Here is a 17,170-nt window from a genome sequence, read left to right on the forward strand (position 1 = left end):
TCAGGTGGCCGTCGGGACCAGGTAGGAGCCGAGGAAGGCGTCGAGGGCGGCGAGCCCGGCCGCGTCGGCGGGGGTGGCGCGGTAGCCGACGTGGCCGTCCGGCCGCACCAGCAGCGCGCTCGACGAGGTCGGGGAGTCGCCCGGACGGCGGACGACCTCGACGAGCCCGTGCCAGCGGCTGCCCAGGCGCTCGACGCCGGCGGCGTCCGCGGAGTCGTCGACGAGGAGGTGGTGCGCCGTGCCGGTCAGGCTCGTGCGGCCGGGGAAGCGCTCGCCGGGGGCGGGCGGAGCGGGCGGCGCCGCGCCGACGCCGAGGTGCTCGCCGACGACGGGGCTGCCGGCGTAGGTGACGTCGAGCAGGCACCGCGCCCGGATCATCGCCCCCCGTTGGGCGGGGGTCGCCGGGCTCGGCCGGACGCCCGTGCGTGCGGCCTCCACCGCCGCCCGGGCCGTCGCGTCGATGCGGCGGGAGACGTCGAGCACCTGGTGGTCGGCGGCGAGGCGCTCGACCTCGAAGCTCTCCAGCAGGGCGGGCCGCGCGTGCCCGCGTGCCGTGAGCGCCAGCTTCCACGCGAGTCCCTGGGCGTCGTGGAGACCGGCGTTCAGACCCTCGCCGCCGAACGGGCTCGACAGGTGCCCGGCGTCGCCGAGCAGGAACCGACGGCCCTCGGCCAGCCGGGGCACCACGCGCTGGTGCATTTGGAACGACGTCGCCCAGCCGACGTCCTGCACCGTGACGGCGGCGGGGATGCGCCGACCGATCCCGGCCGCGACGACCTCGGCCGGGTCCGCGTCGGCCAGCCGTGCCGTCTCGTCGTCGTCGAGGTCGCCGACGAAGGTGAGCCAGCGCTCGTGCGGCAGCGGCACGAGCAGGACGAAGCCCCCGGGAGTGGCGACCAGGTTCGAGGCGTCGCGCGGCAGGTCGCACCGGACGCCGACGTCGGCCGCCAGGACCGTTCCCGGGTAGGTGTAGCCCTCCAGGGTCTCCGCCATCGACTTCCGCATCACGCTGTGGGCACCGCCGGCGCCGACGACCCAGCCCGCCTCGACCGTCGTCGCGCTCCCGTCGGCCTGCTCCAGCCGGATCCGCACACCGTCGTCGCGCTCCTCCACCGACGAGACGGCGACGCCGCGCTCGACCGCACCGCCGAGCTGCGCGAGCCGCTCGGTGAGGATCTGCTCCGTGCGCCACTGGGGCAGGCTGCACTGGAACGTCCAGGGGCAGTCGATGTCGGCGTACGACATCTCGCCGACCGGCTTCAGGTCGGCGTCGACCACCCGGGCGGACGTGACGTGGACCGACGACGCCAGGACCTCGTCGACCATCCCGGCGCCGGCGAGGAGCTCGAGCGTCCCCGGCTGGACCGCGGTGGCGCGGGTCTGGTGATGGGGTTCGGGCAGGCGGTCCAGGAGCCGCACTGCCACACCGCGGCGCGCCAGCTCGACCGCGGCGAACAGGCCCGACGGGCCGGCGCCGATGATCACCACCTCGGCGTCGGAAGTGCGCGACGTCTGCATGTGTCGACCCCCGATTCGTCCCAGGTGGGTCGTCATTGTCGCCCGAGAATGCGCTGATCGGGTACGCCACAGTTCATCGACACCTTGTGCATGGTCATCGTCACCGTGTGCAGCAGCCGAAATCGCGGATCGTCCAGTTCGAGCGAATCGACGGATGCGCGTGCGCGGACTCCTACCGATTTTTGACTACGTCTCTCCCGTGCGTTCTCCGGAGGTGCCACCTTCGGATTCCCATTCCGGCGCCGGCCTGATCCGCGCGGCGGATTCCTACCGGTGCTTCGGCGTCTCCACCGCGACCATCGTCGACTTGACGACCGCGACGGCGAGGTCGCCGGGTTTGAGGTCCAGGTCCTCGACGGCCTCGGTGCTCATCAGGGACACGATGCGCGCCGACCCGCACTGCAGTTCCACCTGGGACATCACCTTGTCGGACTCGATCGACGTCACCAGCCCGACGAACCGGTTCCGGGCGGAGCGCCCCACGTCCGACGGGTCGTTGACGGGGTTGGCGCGCTGCTTCGCGAGCTTCGCCAGGTCCGCGCCGTCGATGACCCGTCGCCCGGAACCGTCCTGGGCGACGATGCCCTCGGCGTCGACGAGGCGGCGCATGGTGTCGTCGCTGACCCCGAGCAGGTTCGCGGCCTCGGCCATCCGGTACGTCGGCACGCGTGGAGGCTAGCGCCGGCTGCGGCATCATCGGACACCTCCGTACCGTCCGCCGCCCGAGCGCCAGGAGATCCGCATGGCCGACATCGACACCGGCTCCAACCCTTTCCTGCGACGCTCGTACGAGCTCGCCGGCGCCGAGGACGCGGCGGTGCTGTACGACGAGTGGGCGGAGACCTACGACGCCGACATCGTCGAGTCGATGGGCTACGTGGGTCCCGCGGTGGCCGCGGCACGGCTCGCCGAGCTGGCCCCGTCCGGGGTCGTGCTCGACGCGGGCGCCGGCACCGGGCTGGTCGGCGTCGAACTGGCCGCGCGCGGCAGCTACACCGTGGACGGGGTCGACGCCTCCCCGGTGATGCTCGAGAAGGCGATGGCCACCGGGTGCTACCGCCGGGTCGAGGTCGCCGACCTGACGGTCCGCCTGCCGATCGACGACGCCGCGTACGACGCGGTCACCTGCGTGGGCACGCTCACCGAGGGGCACGTCGGCCCGGAGGCGCTCGCGGAGTTCGTGCGGGTGACGCGCTCCGGTGGGCACGTGGTCGCGACCATCCTCGACCCGATCTGGGAGCCGAAGGGCTACCAGGCCGCCGTCGACGCCCTCGTCGAGGACGGGCAGGTCGCCCTCCGCGAGGCCGACGAGCACCCGTACCGGACCCTGCAGGACGTCACCTGCCGGCTGGTCGTGCTCGACGTCCGCTGACGCCGCTACCCGGTGCCCGCGGCGATCGACGCGGCGACGTCCGTGATCGACGTCAGCGCGTGCCCGATGACGGGCTGCGCGGCGGCGCCCGCCCGGGTCACGGCCACGATGCGACGCACGGGGGCCGCTGGTCCACCCAGGCGCAGGCGCACCACGTCGGTGCCGGGGTGCACCGGGGCCAGCCGGGGGAGCATGAAGATCCCGAAGCCGTGGGCGACGAGCGCCGTGCCGGTCTCCCACTCGTCGGCGTAGTGGGCGACGGTCGGGGTGAAGCCGGCCGCCTGGCACGCGGCGAGGGTGAGGCGGTGGTAGGCGCTCTCGGGGCGGCAGGTGATCCACAGCTCGGACGCGGCGTCGCGCAGCGTCACCTCGGACCGGGCGGTGAGGGGGTGCCCGACCGGGACGGCGAGGTCGATCGGGTCGTCGAGCACGGCGTGCTGCTCGAAGCGCTTGTCGGTCTCGGGCGGGACGCGGTCGTCGACCACGAGCAGCGCGAGGTCGCAGTCACCGGCCAGCAACAGGTCGATGCCGCGTGCCGGTTCGGCGTCCATCACCTGGATCGCCAGGTCGGGGAACCGTTCGCGCAACGCGGCGGCCGTCGGGACGAGGAGCCGCGACGCCGCGGTGGAGAACCCGCACAGGCCGATCCGGCCCGGTGAGTCCTCCGCGCCGGCGAGCTCCGCGCGGGCGACCTCGGCGCGGGCGTGCAGCGCCTCGGCGTGGCGCAGCAGGACGTGCCCGGCCGCCGTGGGCTCCATGCGACGCCCGACCTGGCGCATCAGCGCCACCCCGAGATCGTCGGAGAGCCCGCGCAGCTGCTGGGACACCGCGGACGAGGTGAAGTGCAACGCCTTGGCCGCCGCCGTCACCGACCCGTGGTGGGCCACGAGCTGGAGCGTCCGCAGCCGCGGGTCGATCATGTAGCGATGCTACGTGCTCGATGAAGAAGCGTGCGCTGGTGCTGAATGGTCCCTCCGCGCATGGTCCACTCCATGAGCGTTTCCGCGTCCTCGTCGGTGACGGCACGAGCGCCGGTCGGTCCGTCGCGGACCGCGCGGGGGTGGGCGCTCGCGCTGCTCGCCCTGGCGGCCGCCGGCGCCGGGATCCCGAGCCCCCTCTACCCCGCCTACCAGGCGCAGCTCGGCTTCAGCGACCTGACGCTGACCGCCGTCTACGCGATCTACCCCCTGATCAGCGTGCCCGCGGTCTTCCTGCTGGGCCCTCTCGGGGACCGGTTCTCCCCGCGCCGGGTCATGCGTTGCGGGGTGGTCATCGCCGCCGCGGGCTCCCTCGCGCTCGCCCTCGCGACGAGCACCGGCTGGCTGGTCCTCGGCCGTGTCGCCTACGGCATCGCGCTCGCCGTGATCACCGGCGCCGGCGTCGCGGTGGCGACCAGCGGCGCGGAGAAGGTTCGTGCGGGCCGGGTGTCGGCCGTGGTGTTCATCCTCGGCACGGGTGCGGGGCCCGTCCTCGGGGGCGCGCTCACCCGGTACGGGCCGACTCCCGGACTCCTGCCGTTCGGCGTGGACCTGGTGCTGCTCGGGGTCGTGTTCGTCGGGCTCGGCAGCGTGCGGGACCCCGAGTCAGGGCCGTCGACGGAGGCCGGGGCCGACCCCGGTGGCGCGCCGGCCCCCACCGCACGGCGGGCCCTCGTCGTCGCCGCCGTGAACGGTCTCCTCGGCTGGGCGGTGGTCGGTCTCTTCCTCGGGCTGATCTCCTCGGTCGCCGAGCGTTTTCCTCGGCATCGGCGACCCGCTCGTGGCCGGAGGCCTCGCCGGCGCACTCCTGGTGTGGTCGACGCTGACGGTGCCGGCGGTCGGTCGGCTGGGAGCCCGTCGTGCGCAGCTCGTGGGCCTGGTCGCCCTGGCGGTGTCGCTCGTGGTCCTCGCGCTCGGCGTGGGCTCGCTCGTCGCGATCGTGACGGCCTGCGTCGTCGCGGGCCTCGCCAACGGCCTGCTCTACGGCGGGGCGACCACCATCGTCAGCACGACGACCCCACCGCACCGGGCCAGCCGCACCGCCGCTGCCGTCTACTCCGCCTTCTACCTCGGCGCCGGACTCCCGGCCCTGCTCGTCGGCCTGCTCACGGCCGCGCTTCCCCTTGACGCGGCGCTGTCGACCATCGCCGTCGCGACGCTCGCCCTCACCGTGCTCATGACGGTTGTCTCGGCCCTCGGCCCTCGGTCCATCGACCACGGCGATGGTTCGCATCGATTCGGTTCGCTAACCGGCTGCGGGCAGCTGCGGTTAACGTCGCGGCCACAGCGAAGCGCACCATCGGCGGACCGTTCTCCGTGTCGGCCGGAGCACTTCCGTCCTCGAATCCGCGCGCCGTCCGCTGTCCACGACTCCCCGAAGGAGCACCGGCATGACCAGGGCGCTGATCGTCGGCGGTGGGATCAGCGGACTCGCGACCGCGATCGCCCTGGCCGGACGCGGTGTCGAGGTCGAGCTGGTGGATCGGGACTCGCGCATCCACGCGCTCGGCAGTGGCATCGGCCTGATCAGTCCGGCCTTGCGGGCGCTGGACCGGCTCGGCCTGTACGAGCTCTGTGCCGGGAGCGGCTACGTCATGGACGACTTCGAGCTGTACGACCCCGAAGGCCGACAGCTCACCCGGTTCCCGCTGCCCCGCGCGGTCGGCGCCGATCTCCCGGGGATGATGGGCATGATGCGCCCCGAGCTGCACCGCATCCTCCTCGACCGCGCCACAGCGCTCGGCGTCGACGTCCGCACCGGGACCTCGATCGCGTCGATCGAGCACGCCACGAGTTCCGCGACGGTCACCTTCGACGGTGCCCGCGAGCCCGCGACGTTCGATCTGGTGGTGGGCGCCGACGGTCTCCGGTCGACGGTGCGAGGACTCGTCGTCGGCGACGTCGAGATGCGCTTCCTGGGACAGGGCATCTTCCGCGTCGTCCTACCCCGGCCCGCCGAGCTCACCACGAAATGCCAGATCGTCGGTGGCGAGGAGATCACCATCGGTTTCACCCCGACCGGGGCCGACTCGATGTACATGTACGTCCTGTTCCCGATCGAGGCGTCGTTCCGGCCGGCGGCCGCGGACATGCCCGAGCTGGTCCGGAAGCGGATCGAGCCCTTCGGGGGCTTCGCGGCCCAGGTCCGGGACCGGATCGGCGACACGACGCCCATCAACTACACGCGCTTCGAGAACCTGGTCGTGCCCCGCCCGTGGTACCGCGGCCGGGTCGTGGTGCTCGGGGACGCAGCCCACGCGACGACGCCGCACCTCGCCGCCGGCGCCGCGATGTGCCTCGAGGACGTCGTCGCGCTGGGCGAGGAACTGGACGCCGCCGGGGACCTCGACGCCGGCCTGGACCAGTTCACCGAGCGGAGGTTCGACCGCGCCCGGTACGTCGTCGAGACCTCGGCGCAGATCAGCCACTGGGAGACGCACCCGGACACGCCCGGCGCCGACCACGCCGGGCTGATGAGCGAGGCCTTCGCGCGGCTCGCCCAGCCCTTCTGATCGGCGGGCGAGGACCGTTCTCCACGCCGGCGTCGTCCCCGTGGTGCCCGCCTGATGACGCCGGTCCTCACGGGCGTTCTCCGTCGGGCGGCGCGAGGCGGGTCCAGAGGTCGGTGAACTCGAGGGTGTCGAAGAAGGCGACGGCCTCGACGATCTCCCCGGCGACCAGCCGCAGGTACCAGGTGTAGGTGTTGCGGTACGGCCGCCCGTCGCGGGCGATGGCCGACGCGTCGAACAGGGCGATCACCCAGTCGCCGTCGGCGTAGAGCCCCCGGACCGCGGGCACGAGCGGCGTGGACATCCGCGCGTTGAACGGGTCGATGACGACGTCGAGGAACTCCTGGCGGCTCTCGTAGGTCCTCGACACCGGGCTGTTCCCGGTGATCGTCCACCGGGCGTCGTCGGCGAGCAGGGCGAACGGGCCGCCGCGACCGTCCGCCCAGTCGGCGAAGGCCGTGGCGACGTTCTGCTTGCGGGCGTCCTCGGCGGCGAGGTCCCTGGCGGTCACGTCAGATCCGCTGGGAGAGCTCGAACATGTTGCCCCAGGGGTCGCGGAAGAACGCGAGCCGGGCGCTGATCTCGTCGAGCTCGAAGGGCTCGTTGACGACGTCGACGCCGCGCGCGCGGAGCTCGGCGAGCGTGTCGTCGACGCTGTCGACCTCGATGCAGACGTGGTTGAGCCCTGTGACCCCGAGGCTCTCGTCGACGTCGGCGAATTCGGGCTGGGGGGTGGCGCCGGGGCCGGCGAGGATCTCGAGGTGGAAGTCGTCCTGGTCGGGTGGCATGACGTAGGCCAGCGTCAGGTCGCCGTAGGGCCAGGTCTGCAGCACCCGCCAGTCCATCTTGTCGACCCAGAAGGAGCGGGCGTCCTCGAAGTCGGGGTAGCGGATGCCGGTGTGGTGGGCGCGCATCGAGGCGAAGGGCGAGTCGGGGTTGCGGGCGGGGTTCGCGGGTAGCGGCATGTCCTCGACGCTAGGAAGCGGGACGCGACGGGTCTTCGTTCCCGGCCACATGTCTCGGCCCCCTCGTTCGTCCCCGCCGACGACTCCTACACGGTGCGCGCGCTGATGCCGAGGGCGAAGCTGACCTCGACGATGGTCTCGGTCGAGTCCAGCGAGCAGCCGGTCAGTTCCTCGAAGCGCCGCAGCCGGTACCGCAGCGTGTTGGGGTGTACGGGGAGGGCGCGGGCGGCGCGGGGCACGCTGCGGTCCTCGGCGAGGTAGACCGCGACGGCCTCGCGTACCAGCGCCCCGAACTCACCCTGATCGTCCAGCGGTGCCAGGTACCGCTCGCGCAGCAGGCCGTTGAGCTCACCGGCGTGGGCCGCGGCCATCCGCCAGCTCAGGTCCTCCAGCGCGAGGACACCGTCCAGCCCGAGGGTGGTGGACGCGGTCAGGACGGCCTGCGCCGTGCGGAACGAGCGGTCGAGCCGGTCGAGGCGGACGGCTGGTCCGAGAGCGATCAGGGACTGGTCGGCCACCGCCTCCGGACGGAAAGGGACGACGCCGACGACGTGGGCGCCGATCGCCGCCACCACGGCCACGCCCGGGTGCCGTGCGACCTGGCGCTGCAGCTCCTGCAGCATCGGGCCGGGGTCCGCGCTCGCCGGCTGCGCGCGCAGAGCCCGGTACGGCGTGTCCGGGTCGAGCAACAGGGCCGTGCCGGCGAGCGTGAGGGCGGCGCCCTCGAGCGTGCCGTCGAGGAGCCCGAGCAGGAACTGCTGCGACCGGCGCGCCTGGTCCAGCGCGTTCTCGATGTCCGACTGCCGGTAGACCGCCACGACGTTGGCCGTGTAGGCGTCGCTGTAGGACCACAGGAGGGTCAGCAGGTCGACGGTGTCCGCCGCGTCGAGACCGACCTCCTCCGCGAGGGCCGCGACCGCGTCCCGCACGGCTCCCATCGAGAACCGGAACGCGTGCATGATGTCGTGGATCGGGACGCCCTGTTTGGCCCGCGCCCGCGACGACTCCTCCGCCTGCACGATCAGCGGCGGAGCGGGCACCGCGCCGGCGCGGATCACGCCACCCACATCGTGCACGATCTGCACCACGGAGGCCTGGACCTCCGCGCGGGGAACGCGGTCGTAGGTGGGGATGTCCGCCGCGATCCCGGCGTGGACACGGCGCGCGATCTCGTCGGCGCGGGTCGCGAGCGCCTCGGCGAGCAGCTCGGCAGGACCCGTGGTCACCCTCGCGATGCTAGTCCGGTCGGCCGGTGCAGCGCGGGCGCCGGCGGGCTCCGTCGTGCGGGCGCGCGAGGGACCACAGCGGCGCCTCCCGTGCCACAGTGGGTCCGTGCTCGACGCAGAGCAGGTCGCGCAGGCCTACGCCGGATGGATCGCGCACGGTCGGCGCGAGTTCCAGGCGATGATGCGGCCCGACCTGCACGACCACGTCAGCGAGCGACGTGGACCGGAGACCTGGGACATGGTCTGGGGCTGGATCGAGTCGAGCTTCGCGGAGCGGCGGGCGGAGCTGCACGGCTGGGGCACGCTCGACGACGGACGGATCACCGTGTGGGTGACGCTGCACGGACGGCACGTCGGCTGCGGGATCCCGTGGCTGGGGGACCGCCCGCCCAGCGGCGCGCAGATCGCCTGGCAGCAGCTCCACGTCTTCGCCGCCGACGGCGAGCACCTCACCGACCACTGGGCGGTCCGCGACGACCTCCGCGTGATCGAGGCCGTGGACGCCGCGAACGGCTGACCGACCGTGGGCTGTTCACCGTTTCGGCGGTCAGGAGGCGGCCCGTCTGCTACCTAGAGTCACGTCATGGTCGTGACCTTGGTCGTGGTGGCGCTGTGCGCCTGCGTCGTCGCGCTCGTCGTCTTCGGAGTGCGACAGGGGAGGGTGCACCGCCGGGCCGAGGAGACCGCGTGGCTGCAGGGGTCGCCGCACGACAAGGCCGGAGGGGAGCCGGTGACGGTCGAGGTCTGGTGGGCGGCGAAGGACGCCGGCGTCGTGTGGGACGGCCAGGACGTCGGCGTCTGGACCCCGAGCGTCGAGCGCCCGAGCAACTCGCCGCGCCTGCGCCCCGTGCGCGGTGGGCTCGCCACGTCCCCGGAGCCCATGTCGATCGAGCGTGGCGCCCTGCTGGCGACGCGCGACCGGGTCACGGTCGGCGGGCGGCGCTACCTGCTGCTCGAGAGCGAGCTCGTCGACGCTCGCGGCCGGCACTGGGCGGTCCCGACCACCGTCTACGGCCACGCCGGCGACGTCCGGCGGTTCTCGGTGCCCCGCGACCTCGGGCCGGTCGGCGCCCTGCTCGTGCTCGACCGGCTCGCCCTGCGCGCCGTCGTCGCCGCCTCGTCCGGGGGCTGATCTCCACCCGCGGTGGTCGTCGGATCAGAGGCCGACGGCCCCGCGCACGACGGCGACGAGCTGGAAGTGCTGGATCGCCCAGATCCCGACGACGACCGCGACGATGCCGCCGACCGTGATGGCGGTGGAACTGATCGGATGGCGCTTGGCGTGGTCCCAGGCCTGCCGACCCTTGACCTTGAAGCGTTCGAAGAGCCGCTGGGCCCACCCGAACTCGGTCGACCACACCCACAGCCCGAGCAGGACCGGCGGGATGGTCAGCGGGCCGGGCAGCACCGAGAGCGCGAAGCCGGCGGCGATGCAGAGCAGGCCCACCGTGAAGACGACCACGCGGTAGACCTGACGCGTGCTGGGGTTGGTGCGCAGCCGATGGCGCAGACCCCCGCGCGGGACGGCGGCGGGCTCGCCCAGCGCGTCGTCGTCGATGTCGGCGGCCGTCGTCTCCGGGTCTGTCACATCGTCGTCGTCGGTGTCCACGCGCACCATGTCGTCCTCTCCCAGGTCAGAGACAGAGCGTCTGCCCGGTGGGAGGACCGCTCGATGTCGCTCGGGGATGCACCACTCGGCCGTCGGCTACACGTCAGCGACGGCGCGCCGCGCGGCGCTTCGTCCGTCCCCTCGACGCGGGGGAGGGGGCGCTCGGCGGCGGGCCGCCCGGACGGGGGGTGCGGGAGCTGTTGGCCGTGCGTCCGCGGACGACGCCGATGAACTCCTCCATCAGCTCGGTGTTCTCCGCGTCCGGCCAGGTGAGGACGACGCCGGACTGCGGCGCGTCGGTCACCGGTCGGTGGGCGAGGTCCCGGCGGTGGTGCAGGCGCGCCAACGACAGGGGGAGCACCAGCACGCCGACGCCCGCGGCGACGAGCTCGATCGCCTCGGCCGTCGTCGGGGAGTCGAACGCCGGCGACCGGCCCGGAAGCGCGCCGGGCCAGGGCAGGGTGTCGTCGTGCGGACGGAGGACGATCTCGTCGGACAGGTCCTCGAGCCCCGCCTCGTCGACCGCCGTGAGCACGTGGTCCTTCGGTACGACGGCCACGGTGACCTCGGTGTAGAGGGGGATCGCGTGCAGCCCCGCCCGGTCGATCGGCAGCCGGACCACACCCGCGTCCAGCGCGCCGGCCCGGACCTGGTCCACCACCTCGTCCGTGGTCGCGCCGACGAGCTCGAAGGGGACGTCGGGACGACGCTCGGCCCATATCCGTGCCCACTTGCCCGGTGTGGCACCCGGGACGTAGCCGAGCCGGAAGGACGCGGTCTCGTCGGGCTCGGTCACGGGCTCAGGCTATCGGCCGGTCGGGCCCGATAACCTGGGCCGATGGCACGGCAGAGGGCGACGCAGACGATGAAGCCCGCGACGGCGGCGAAGAAGCTGGGCGTGCACCTCGACGCCACGCCCGCCGAGTTCCGCGAGGGCGTGGTGTCCCGCGAGGAGCTGGACGCCCTGCAGGCCGACCCGCCCGCCTGGCTGCGCGAGCTGCGGCGCGACGGCCCGCACCCGCGCCCCGTCGTCGCGGACCGGCTCGGGGTGTCGATCTCCGGTCTGGCCCGTGCCGAGATCACCGAGCCGCTGACCACCGCCCAGATCACGGCGTTGAAGGAGGAACAGCCGGAGTGGCTGCGCCGCGAGCGCAACCTCCGCGCCGAGGTGCAGCGCGAGGAGGCCCGACTGCGGGCCGAGCGCTCGGGCGGCGGGGGCACCCGGTAGTCGACCGTTCGCGGGCCTCGCTCTCCGCGACGACGTCGTCCGGTGGACCGCCTCGTCCCCGGGGTGTCGATTCGTCCCGATCGGCGCCACGATGGGCGGGTGCCCGAACCGGACCGAACGGCGACCGGCGATGCCGACCGAGGGACAGGTGCGGACGAGTGCCCGGCCCGGTCGGTGTGGGAGGACGTGGCGCTGTCCGACGGGACCACGGTGCTGGTCCGCAGCGTCGAGCCCGGCGACGCGGAGGAGCTGGCGGCCGGCTACGAGCTGTTGAGCGAGACCAGCGCCTACCAGCGGTTCTTCACCATCCTGCCGCACCTGTCGCCCCAGCAGGTGCGCTTCTTCACCCAGGTCGACCACCGCGACCACGAGGCCCTCGGTGCCGTCGTGCCCGACACCGGTCACGGGGTGGGCATCGCCCGCTTCATCCGCAGCGACACCGACCCGGCGAGCGCCGAGCTCGCCATCGTCGTCGCCGACGACTGGCAGAGGCGCGGCGTCGGGTTCCAGCTCCTCCGTCGGCTCCTGTCCCGGGCCCGCGAGGAGAACGTCACGACGATCAGCGCCGAGGTCCTCAGCGACAACTCCGCGCAGCTCGGGCTCCTGCGCCACTTCGGGACGGTGGACACCGAGGTGTCCGGGACCACCACCACCGCCACGCTGCGGCTGCCCTCGAACCCCGACGACGAGCGCTGAACCCGCCGGGCCTCCCCGGTCATCCCGTCCGCGGGGCCCGCGCGTTCTCGACGGCCCGGCGGGTGGCGATGACCGCGCGGTCGCGTTCGGCGACGAGGTCGGCGAACGACCGCGTCCCCGCCTCCTCGCCGGTGCCCTTCACCATCGCGTCCCGCAGCTCGTCGGTGAGCTCGGGGGCGTCGAGCCGGGTCCACGGCGCGAGCAGCGAGGGGCCGAAGTGGTCGAGCATGTGCGCCATGCCGCCCTCCCCGCCGGCGAGGTGGAACGTCAGGCACGGTCCGTGCACCGGCCACCGCAGCCCGGGGCCCTCGGTGATCGACGCGTCGATCTGCTCCACGGTCGCGTCGCCGTTCGCGACCATGTGCAGCGCCTCGCGCCACAGCGCCTCCTGCAGCCGGTTGGCGACGAAGCCGGGGACCTCGCGGTCCATCTCGATCACCGACTTACCGATCGACCGGTAGAAGTCGGCCGCGTGGGCCACGACATCGGGGTCGGTCGCCGTGCCGCCGACCACCTCGACGAGCGGGATCAGGTAGGGCGGGTTGAAGGGGTGCCCGACGACCAGCCGGCTCGGGTCCAGCGCCTCGGTGGCCATGTCCGACATCGGGAACCCCGAGGTGGAGGACGCGATCACCACGTCGTCCGCGGTCGCGTCGACGAGTTCGGCGAGCAGGCGGCGCTTGAGCTCGAGATCCTCGGGTGCGCTCTCCTGGACGAACGCGGCGTCCGCGCAGGCCTCCGCGAGCGAGCCCGCGACGCTCAGCCGGGACCGGTCGGCCCCCTCGTCGAGCCCCAGCTCGGTCAGCGCCGGCCAGGCGGCGTCGACGACCCGACGCAGGCGGGCCTCGGCGTCGGGCGCCGGGTCCCAGGCGACCACGTCGAAGCCGCGCGCGAGGAAGTACGCGGCCCACCCGCCGCCGATGACGCCGGCCCCGACGCAGGCGACCCTCACCGGGCGCCCAGTCCGAAGATCTCACGGGCCTGGTCGGGGGTCGCGACCTCGGCGCCGAGGGACTCGACGATCGTCACGGCGCGCTCGACGAGCTGGGCGTTGGTGGCCTTGACCCCGCGGGAGAGGTAGAGGTTGTCCTCGAGCCCGACGCGGGCGTGCCCGCCGAGCAGCACCGACTGCGCCACCCACGGCAGCTGGTCCCGCCCCAGCGCGAACGAGGTGAACTGCGCGTCGGCGGGCAGCAGGTTGACCATCGCCTGCAGGACCCCCACGTCGGCCGGCGCACCGTAGGGCACCCCCATGCACAACTGCACCAGCGCGGGGTCGTCGACGAGGCCCTCGTCGTGCAGCACCTTGGCGAACCACAGCTGGCCGGTGTCGAACACCTCCAGCTCGGGCTTCACGCCCAGCTCCTGGAACCGCTTCGCGCCCTCGCGCAGCATCGCGGTGGTGGAGACGTAGAGGGCCTGGCCGTCACCGAAGTTGTAGGACCCGCAGTCCAGCGTGGCGATGTCGGGCCGGAGCTCCTCGACGTGCGGCATCCGGTCGTGCTGGCTGACCAGGTCGGTGCCGTCGACGGGCTTGAGGGGGTCCTCGTCGTCGACGACGAGGTCGCCGCCCATCCCGGCGGTGAGGTTGAGGACCACGTCGACGTCGCTGGCCCGGATCAGGCCCGCGGCCTCGCGGTAGAGGGCGACGTCGCGGGACCGGATGCCGGTCTCCGGGTGGCGGACGTGGACGTGCACGACCGCCGCTCCGGCCCGTGCGGCCGCGATCGCGTCGTCGGCGATCTGCTGCGGGGTCACGGGCACGTGGGGGCTCTTGGCGGGGCTGTCGGCGGCGCCGGTCAGGGCCGCGGTGATCACGACGCGGCGGTTCATGGGTCGCACGGGAGGTCCTTCCGCAGGCTGTGGTCGACGAGGTTGTGGTCGATGAAGTCGTGGAGGGCGGCGCGCATGTCCGCCGGGGTCGAGGCGCCGGTCATCACGCCGACCCCGAGGCCGTCGACGAGCGCGGTGAGCTGGCGGGCCCGCAGGGTCTGGTCGCCGGACCGGAACACCCCGGTCTCGGCGCCGGCCTCCAGGGTCATGAGCACGGTGCGGAACCAGCGGTCCTGGCCGCGGGCGTAGAGGTCGCGACGGCCCGGGTCGACGACGGCCTCGCTCCACACCTGCATCCAGATCGACCACTCGGGCTCGAGCACCGGGCCTTCGGGCATCTGCAGCTCGAGCAGGCGCAGGAGCCGTTCGCGAGGGTCGCTGATGGCCGCCAGCGTCGTCGCCTGGCGGTCGTGGGCCAGCTCGACGTTGTGACGCAGGGCCTGGTCGAGCAGGGCGTCCCTGTCGTCGAAGTGGTAGTGCACGGCGGCGCTGCTCGTCCCGGCGGCCTCCGCCACATCGGCGATCCGCACGCGGTGGTACCCGCGGGTCGCGATCAACGTCCAGGCGGCGTCGAGGATGCGCTTGCGGGCGTCGTCGGGCTCGGGGCGCGGGTCCTCGATGAGGTCGGTCGCCGCGGTGACCGGGGCGTCCCCCTCGCCACGCAGCAGCCACGTCAGCTCGACGTCCGCGAGCTCGGCGACCGCGGCGAGCTCCTCGGCGGTGAAGCGCCGGCGCCCGGCGAGCGACTTCGACAGCTTGGTCTCGTCGATCCCGATCGCGGCCGCGACCTCGCGACGGGTCCGGCCCGCCGCGTCGACCGCGCGGCGCACCCGCTCACGCACCTCGTGCTCGGCCACGGCGACGACCGTAGACGCGGTCCTGCCCGAATCGCAAGGCTGACTGTCGTGACAGTCAGGAAGCGGCCGATCTTGCGATGAGGGTCAGGCTGTCGCCATGGCGCCGGCCCAGCACAGCCGCACGGCCGTTCCCGTCTCGGAGCTCTCGATGCTGCTGCGGTGCGCGAGCTCGCGCATCAGCTGGACGCCCCGGCCCCGGTAACCGGGTTCGGTGGGCTCGACCCACACCCCGTTGTCGGTGACGAGCACGGCGAAACCGTCCCCGCAGGCCCGGGGTCCCGCCACGAGTTCGACGTGGCAGTCCCAGTCGGGGCACGCGTGCTCGACGGCGTTGGTGACGGCCTCGTCGACGATGAGGACGACCGACTCCGCCAGCTCCTCGTCCAGTCCGGACGCCTCGACCCAGGTCCGCATCCGCCCGCGCAGCCGTCGCACCGCCAGGGGGCCCGCCGGCAGGCGCTCGTGGAGCCACCCGGGGTCGCCCGGCTCGCCCGCCGGCCAGCAGACACAGGCCAGGCGCTCGGCCTGGTCGGCGGCGCGGCGGTCGACGCGGTCGTCGCCGTGCGGGCAGCTGGACGGGGTCATGGTGTCGGCTACCCGAATCGTGCCCGGTTGATCGACGCCGCGGAGGTCTCAGGCCTCCGCGCGGCGGGCCATCGCCCGGGTGAGGCGGTCCAGCAGATCCCGGGCGACGTCCCGCTCCGAGGCCGAGAGCGACCGGCTGACCTCGTCGATCTCCTCGATCGCGGGCAGCCAGGCCGCCAGTGTCGCCGCGCGTCCGGCCGGGGTGTCCGTGATCCGGACGCGGCGGCGGTCGAGGGTGTCGCGGACCCGCGCGACGTGTCCGGCCTTCTCCAGCCGGTCGACCAGCACGGACGTCGCGGGTGACGACACCCCCAGCCGCCGGGCGAGCTCCGCGACGCCCATCGGTCCGTGCTCGCTGAGCTGCATGATCGCGGTCATGTCGCTGACGTTCATCGCCAGGCGACGGGCCGTGCGGACCGTCAGGTCCTGCGAGGCGCTGATGAGGCGACGGACCGCCAGCGTCGTGTCGTCCAGCGCCGCCAGGGCCGGCTCCTCGCGGATCGCGTCGTCGCTCACGCCGTGCATCCCATCATCCCGAAGTCGTTAACTTGTTTACCGACCGGGGTAGCCGCCCGTGTGGGCACACCGAGCATCCTGGTCTCCGGCGCGAGCATCGCCGGCCCCGCCGCGGCGTGGTGGCTGGCCGCCGCCGGCTGGGACGTCACCGTCGTCGAACGCTTCGCCGGCCTGCGCGACGAGGGGCAGAACGTCGACGTTCGCGGCACCGGCCGCGAGGTGCTGCGCCGGGCGGGACTCGAGGACGCCGCCCGCGCCCACCACACCAGCGAGACCGGGCTCGCCTTCGTCGACGCCGACGGCCGCGCCTTCGCGTCGTTCCCCGCGGGCGCTGACGACGCCGACAGCAGCCCGACCGCCGAGCTGGAGATCCTGCGCGGTCAGCTCGCCCGCCTGCTGTACGACCGGTCCGCCGGCGCGGCCGGGTACGTCTTCGGCGACGAGATCACCGCGCTGCACGACGACGGTCGTGGCGTCGAGGTCGAGTTCGCGCGCGGTCCCGCCCGCCGGTTCGACGCCGTGGTGATCGCCGAGGGCTCCCGGTCACGCACCCGCGACCTCGTCTTCCCCGACGCGCGCGTCGACGAGCTCGGGCTCCTCGCGGCCTACCTGACGATCCCGCGCACCGCGGACGACGACCGGCAGTGGCGCATCTTCTTCGGTGGCCGTGGACGCCTGGTCCACCTGCGTCCCGACAACGTCGGCACCACCCGCGCCATGCTGAGCCTCTCCAGCGACGTGCGCGGGCTCGACCGCCTCGACCGTGAGGGCGTCGTGGCCGTGCTGCGCGCGACCTACGGCGACCTCGGGTGGGAGACGCCGCGCGTGCTGGCCGGGCTCGACGACGACTCGCTGCACGTCGACCAGATCGCCCAGGTCCGCCTCCCCACCTGGCACCGCGGCCGGGTCGCGCTGCTCGGCGACGCCGCCTGGTGCGCCGGCCCGTTCGGCACCGGCACCACCAGCGCGCTCGCCGGGGCGTACGTGCTGGCCGGCGAGCTGGGTGCGACCCCGGACGACGTGCCCGCGGCGTTCGCCCGCTACGAGGGCATCCTGCGACCCCAGGTGGACCGTGCGCAGGACTTCGTCCCGCGCCACGGGCACCCGCGCGTCGAGTGGCGTCGCCGGCTCCTGCGCGCCGGGCTCCGCGTCGCCGGGGGTCCGCTCGGGAGCGCCCTCGCCCGGGTCGGCCTGTTCGACCCGTCGCTGCCCGTCGACGTCGTCACGCTGCCCGACTATCCGGTGCGGGCCTCCTCGGCCGTCTGACCCGGTGATCCG

General features: G+C 73.6%; 20 protein-coding genes and 2 pseudogenes. 9 read left to right on the plus strand and 13 right to left on the minus strand.

The features are described from left to right. Together EV188_RS18275 and EV188_RS18280 are read right to left on the minus strand one after the other, a co-directional pair. Window positions 1–1,518, minus strand: a complete 1,518-nt coding sequence (locus EV188_RS18275) for an FAD-dependent oxidoreductase (protein ID WP_166659945.1) — start codon at window positions 1,516–1,518, stop codon at window positions 1–3. A 267-nt stretch (window positions 1,519–1,785) separates the two neighbouring features. Continuing rightward, window positions 1,786–2,169, minus strand: a complete 384-nt coding sequence (locus EV188_RS18280) for a TOBE domain-containing protein (RefSeq protein WP_133827798.1) — start codon at window positions 2,167–2,169, stop codon at window positions 1,786–1,788. A gap of 91 nt (window positions 2,170–2,260) precedes the next feature. Here EV188_RS18280 and EV188_RS18285 point away from each other — a divergent pair, with 91 nt between their 5' ends. Next, entirely contained in the window at window positions 2,261–2,890 is a 630-nt protein-coding gene (locus EV188_RS18285; RefSeq protein WP_133827668.1) for a class I SAM-dependent DNA methyltransferase, read from the plus strand. Window positions 2,891–2,895: 5 nt separating this feature from the next. Here the strand turns inward: EV188_RS18285 and EV188_RS18290 are convergent, their stop codons facing one another. Next, window positions 2,896–3,810: a LysR family transcriptional regulator gene (locus EV188_RS18290; RefSeq protein ID WP_133827669.1), complete on the minus strand. Its 915-nt coding sequence runs from the start codon at window positions 3,808–3,810 to the stop codon at window positions 2,896–2,898. 72 nt (window positions 3,811–3,882) lie between these two features. Here EV188_RS18290 and EV188_RS33225 point away from each other — a divergent pair. From EV188_RS33225 to EV188_RS18300, 3 genes and pseudogenes are all read left to right on the plus strand, one after another. Then, a pseudogene (locus EV188_RS33225) lies at window positions 3,883–4,539 on the plus strand (MFS transporter); the annotation flags it as partial. A gap of 139 nt (window positions 4,540–4,678) precedes the next feature. Then, window positions 4,679–5,044, plus strand: a pseudogene (locus EV188_RS33230) (hypothetical protein); the annotation flags it as partial. Between the two features lie 214 nt (window positions 5,045–5,258). Then, window positions 5,259–6,380 carry an FAD-dependent oxidoreductase gene (locus tag EV188_RS18300; RefSeq protein ID WP_133827671.1) on the plus strand — a complete coding sequence of 374 codons (1,122 nt, stop codon included), beginning with the start codon at window positions 5,259–5,261 and terminating at the stop codon, window positions 6,378–6,380. A gap of 67 nt (window positions 6,381–6,447) precedes the next feature. On the opposite strand, the gene EV188_RS18305 is transcribed toward EV188_RS18300, so the two are convergent. The 3 genes from EV188_RS18305 to EV188_RS18315 all read right to left on the minus strand — a co-directional run bounded on the left by EV188_RS18305 (window position 6,448) and on the right by EV188_RS18315 (window position 8,568). Next, window positions 6,448–6,888: a nuclear transport factor 2 family protein gene (locus tag EV188_RS18305; protein WP_133827672.1), complete on the minus strand. Its 441-nt coding sequence runs from the start codon at window positions 6,886–6,888 to the stop codon at window positions 6,448–6,450. A gap of 1 nt (window position 6,889) precedes the next feature. Next, a complete protein-coding gene (locus EV188_RS18310; RefSeq protein WP_133827673.1) occupies window positions 6,890–7,342 on the minus strand; it encodes a VOC family protein in 453 nt (150 codons plus the stop codon). A gap of 86 nt (window positions 7,343–7,428) precedes the next feature. Further along, on the minus strand, window positions 7,429–8,568 hold the full coding sequence (locus EV188_RS18315) for a PucR family transcriptional regulator (protein WP_133827674.1): 1,140 nt from the start codon (window positions 8,566–8,568) through the stop codon (window positions 7,429–7,431). 106 nt (window positions 8,569–8,674) lie between these two features. On the opposite strand from EV188_RS18315, the gene EV188_RS18320 reads away from it, so the two are divergent. Then, on the plus strand, window positions 8,675–9,085 hold the full coding sequence (locus EV188_RS18320; protein WP_133827675.1) for an ester cyclase: 411 nt from the start codon (window positions 8,675–8,677) through the stop codon (window positions 9,083–9,085). Window positions 9,086–9,151: 66 nt separating this feature from the next. Further along, a complete protein-coding gene (locus EV188_RS18325) occupies window positions 9,152–9,700 on the plus strand; it encodes a hypothetical protein (protein WP_133827676.1) in 549 nt (182 codons plus the stop codon). A gap of 24 nt (window positions 9,701–9,724) precedes the next feature. Here the strand turns inward: EV188_RS18325 and EV188_RS18330 are convergent, their stop codons facing one another. Then, window positions 9,725–10,186, minus strand: coding sequence for a PGPGW domain-containing protein (locus EV188_RS18330; protein WP_133827677.1), 462 nt, complete (start codon window positions 10,184–10,186; stop codon window positions 9,725–9,727). A 94-nt stretch (window positions 10,187–10,280) separates the two neighbouring features. Further along, window positions 10,281–10,973 (minus strand): LysR family substrate-binding domain-containing protein, encoded by a 693-nt coding sequence (locus tag EV188_RS18335; protein ID WP_133827678.1) that lies wholly within the window; start codon window positions 10,971–10,973, stop codon window positions 10,281–10,283. A 42-nt stretch (window positions 10,974–11,015) separates the two neighbouring features. On the opposite strand from EV188_RS18335, the gene EV188_RS18340 reads away from it, so the two are divergent. Together EV188_RS18340 and EV188_RS18345 are read left to right on the plus strand one after the other, a co-directional pair. After that, window positions 11,016–11,405: a DUF5997 family protein gene (locus tag EV188_RS18340; protein WP_133827679.1), complete on the plus strand. Its 390-nt coding sequence runs from the start codon at window positions 11,016–11,018 to the stop codon at window positions 11,403–11,405. Window positions 11,406–11,591: 186 nt separating this feature from the next. Continuing rightward, window positions 11,592–12,101 (plus strand): GNAT family N-acetyltransferase, encoded by a 510-nt coding sequence (locus EV188_RS18345; protein ID WP_166659948.1) that lies wholly within the window; start codon window positions 11,592–11,594, stop codon window positions 12,099–12,101. A gap of 19 nt (window positions 12,102–12,120) precedes the next feature. On the opposite strand, the gene EV188_RS18350 is transcribed toward EV188_RS18345, so the two are convergent. From EV188_RS18350 to EV188_RS18370, 5 genes are all read right to left on the minus strand, one after another. Further along, window positions 12,121–13,053 carry a 3-hydroxyacyl-CoA dehydrogenase NAD-binding domain-containing protein gene (locus EV188_RS18350; protein ID WP_133827681.1) on the minus strand — a complete coding sequence of 311 codons (933 nt, stop codon included), beginning with the start codon at window positions 13,051–13,053 and terminating at the stop codon, window positions 12,121–12,123. Then, the gene (locus tag EV188_RS18355) at window positions 13,050–13,934 is read right to left on the minus strand and encodes a beta-keto acid cleavage family enzyme (RefSeq protein ID WP_133827799.1); all 885 of its coding nucleotides are present in this window, start codon (window positions 13,932–13,934) and stop codon (window positions 13,050–13,052) included. The genes EV188_RS18350 and EV188_RS18355 overlap by 4 nt, the downstream gene beginning before the upstream one ends. Continuing rightward, the gene (locus EV188_RS18360; RefSeq protein ID WP_133827682.1) at window positions 13,931–14,791 is read right to left on the minus strand and encodes a TetR/AcrR family transcriptional regulator; all 861 of its coding nucleotides are present in this window, start codon (window positions 14,789–14,791) and stop codon (window positions 13,931–13,933) included. Before EV188_RS18360 ends, EV188_RS18355 begins: the two co-directional genes overlap by 4 nt. A gap of 84 nt (window positions 14,792–14,875) precedes the next feature. Next, a complete protein-coding gene (locus EV188_RS18365; RefSeq protein WP_133827683.1) occupies window positions 14,876–15,376 on the minus strand; it encodes an ATP-binding protein in 501 nt (166 codons plus the stop codon). A gap of 48 nt (window positions 15,377–15,424) precedes the next feature. Next, on the minus strand, window positions 15,425–15,892 hold the full coding sequence (locus tag EV188_RS18370; protein ID WP_166659949.1) for a MarR family winged helix-turn-helix transcriptional regulator: 468 nt from the start codon (window positions 15,890–15,892) through the stop codon (window positions 15,425–15,427). 60 nt (window positions 15,893–15,952) lie between these two features. On the opposite strand from EV188_RS18370, the gene EV188_RS18375 reads away from it, so the two are divergent. Continuing rightward, window positions 15,953–17,158 (plus strand): FAD-dependent monooxygenase, encoded by a 1,206-nt coding sequence (locus EV188_RS18375; RefSeq protein ID WP_133827685.1) that lies wholly within the window; start codon window positions 15,953–15,955, stop codon window positions 17,156–17,158. Window positions 17,159–17,170 lie beyond the last annotated feature (12 nt).

This window comes from Actinomycetospora succinea (assembly GCF_004363095.1).
Lineage (GTDB): Bacteria > Actinomycetota > Actinomycetes > Mycobacteriales > Pseudonocardiaceae > Actinomycetospora > Actinomycetospora succinea.

What these genes read in the sequence shown, in the direction of transcription:
- EV188_RS18290 (WP_133827669.1), bottom strand. Translation starts at nt 3,810, where the DNA reads ATGATCGACCCGCGGCTGCGGACGCTCCAGCTCGTGGCCCACCACGGG.
- EV188_RS18280 (WP_133827798.1), bottom strand. Translation starts at nt 2,169, where the DNA reads ATGGCCGAGGCCGCGAACCTGCTCGGGGTCAGCGACGACACCATGCGC.
- EV188_RS18275 (WP_166659945.1), bottom strand. Translation starts at nt 1,518, where the DNA reads ATGCAGACGTCGCGCACTTCCGACGCCGAGGTGGTGATCATCGGCGCC.
- EV188_RS18285 (WP_133827668.1), top strand. Translation starts at nt 2,261, where the DNA reads ATGGCCGACATCGACACCGGCTCCAACCCTTTCCTGCGACGCTCGTAC.
- EV188_RS18330 (WP_133827677.1), bottom strand. Translation starts at nt 10,186, where the DNA reads ATGGTGCGCGTGGACACCGACGACGACGATGTGACAGACCCGGAGACG.
- EV188_RS18355 (WP_133827799.1), bottom strand. Translation starts at nt 13,934, where the DNA reads ATGAACCGCCGCGTCGTGATCACCGCGGCCCTGACCGGCGCCGCCGAC.
- EV188_RS18365 (WP_133827683.1), bottom strand. Translation starts at nt 15,376, where the DNA reads ATGACCCCGTCCAGCTGCCCGCACGGCGACGACCGCGTCGACCGCCGC.
- EV188_RS18310 (WP_133827673.1), bottom strand. Translation starts at nt 7,342, where the DNA reads ATGCCGCTACCCGCGAACCCCGCCCGCAACCCCGACTCGCCCTTCGCC.
- EV188_RS18300 (WP_133827671.1), top strand. Translation starts at nt 5,259, where the DNA reads ATGACCAGGGCGCTGATCGTCGGCGGTGGGATCAGCGGACTCGCGACC.
- EV188_RS18340 (WP_133827679.1), top strand. Translation starts at nt 11,016, where the DNA reads ATGGCACGGCAGAGGGCGACGCAGACGATGAAGCCCGCGACGGCGGCG.
- EV188_RS18325 (WP_133827676.1), top strand. Translation starts at nt 9,152, where the DNA reads ATGGTCGTGACCTTGGTCGTGGTGGCGCTGTGCGCCTGCGTCGTCGCG.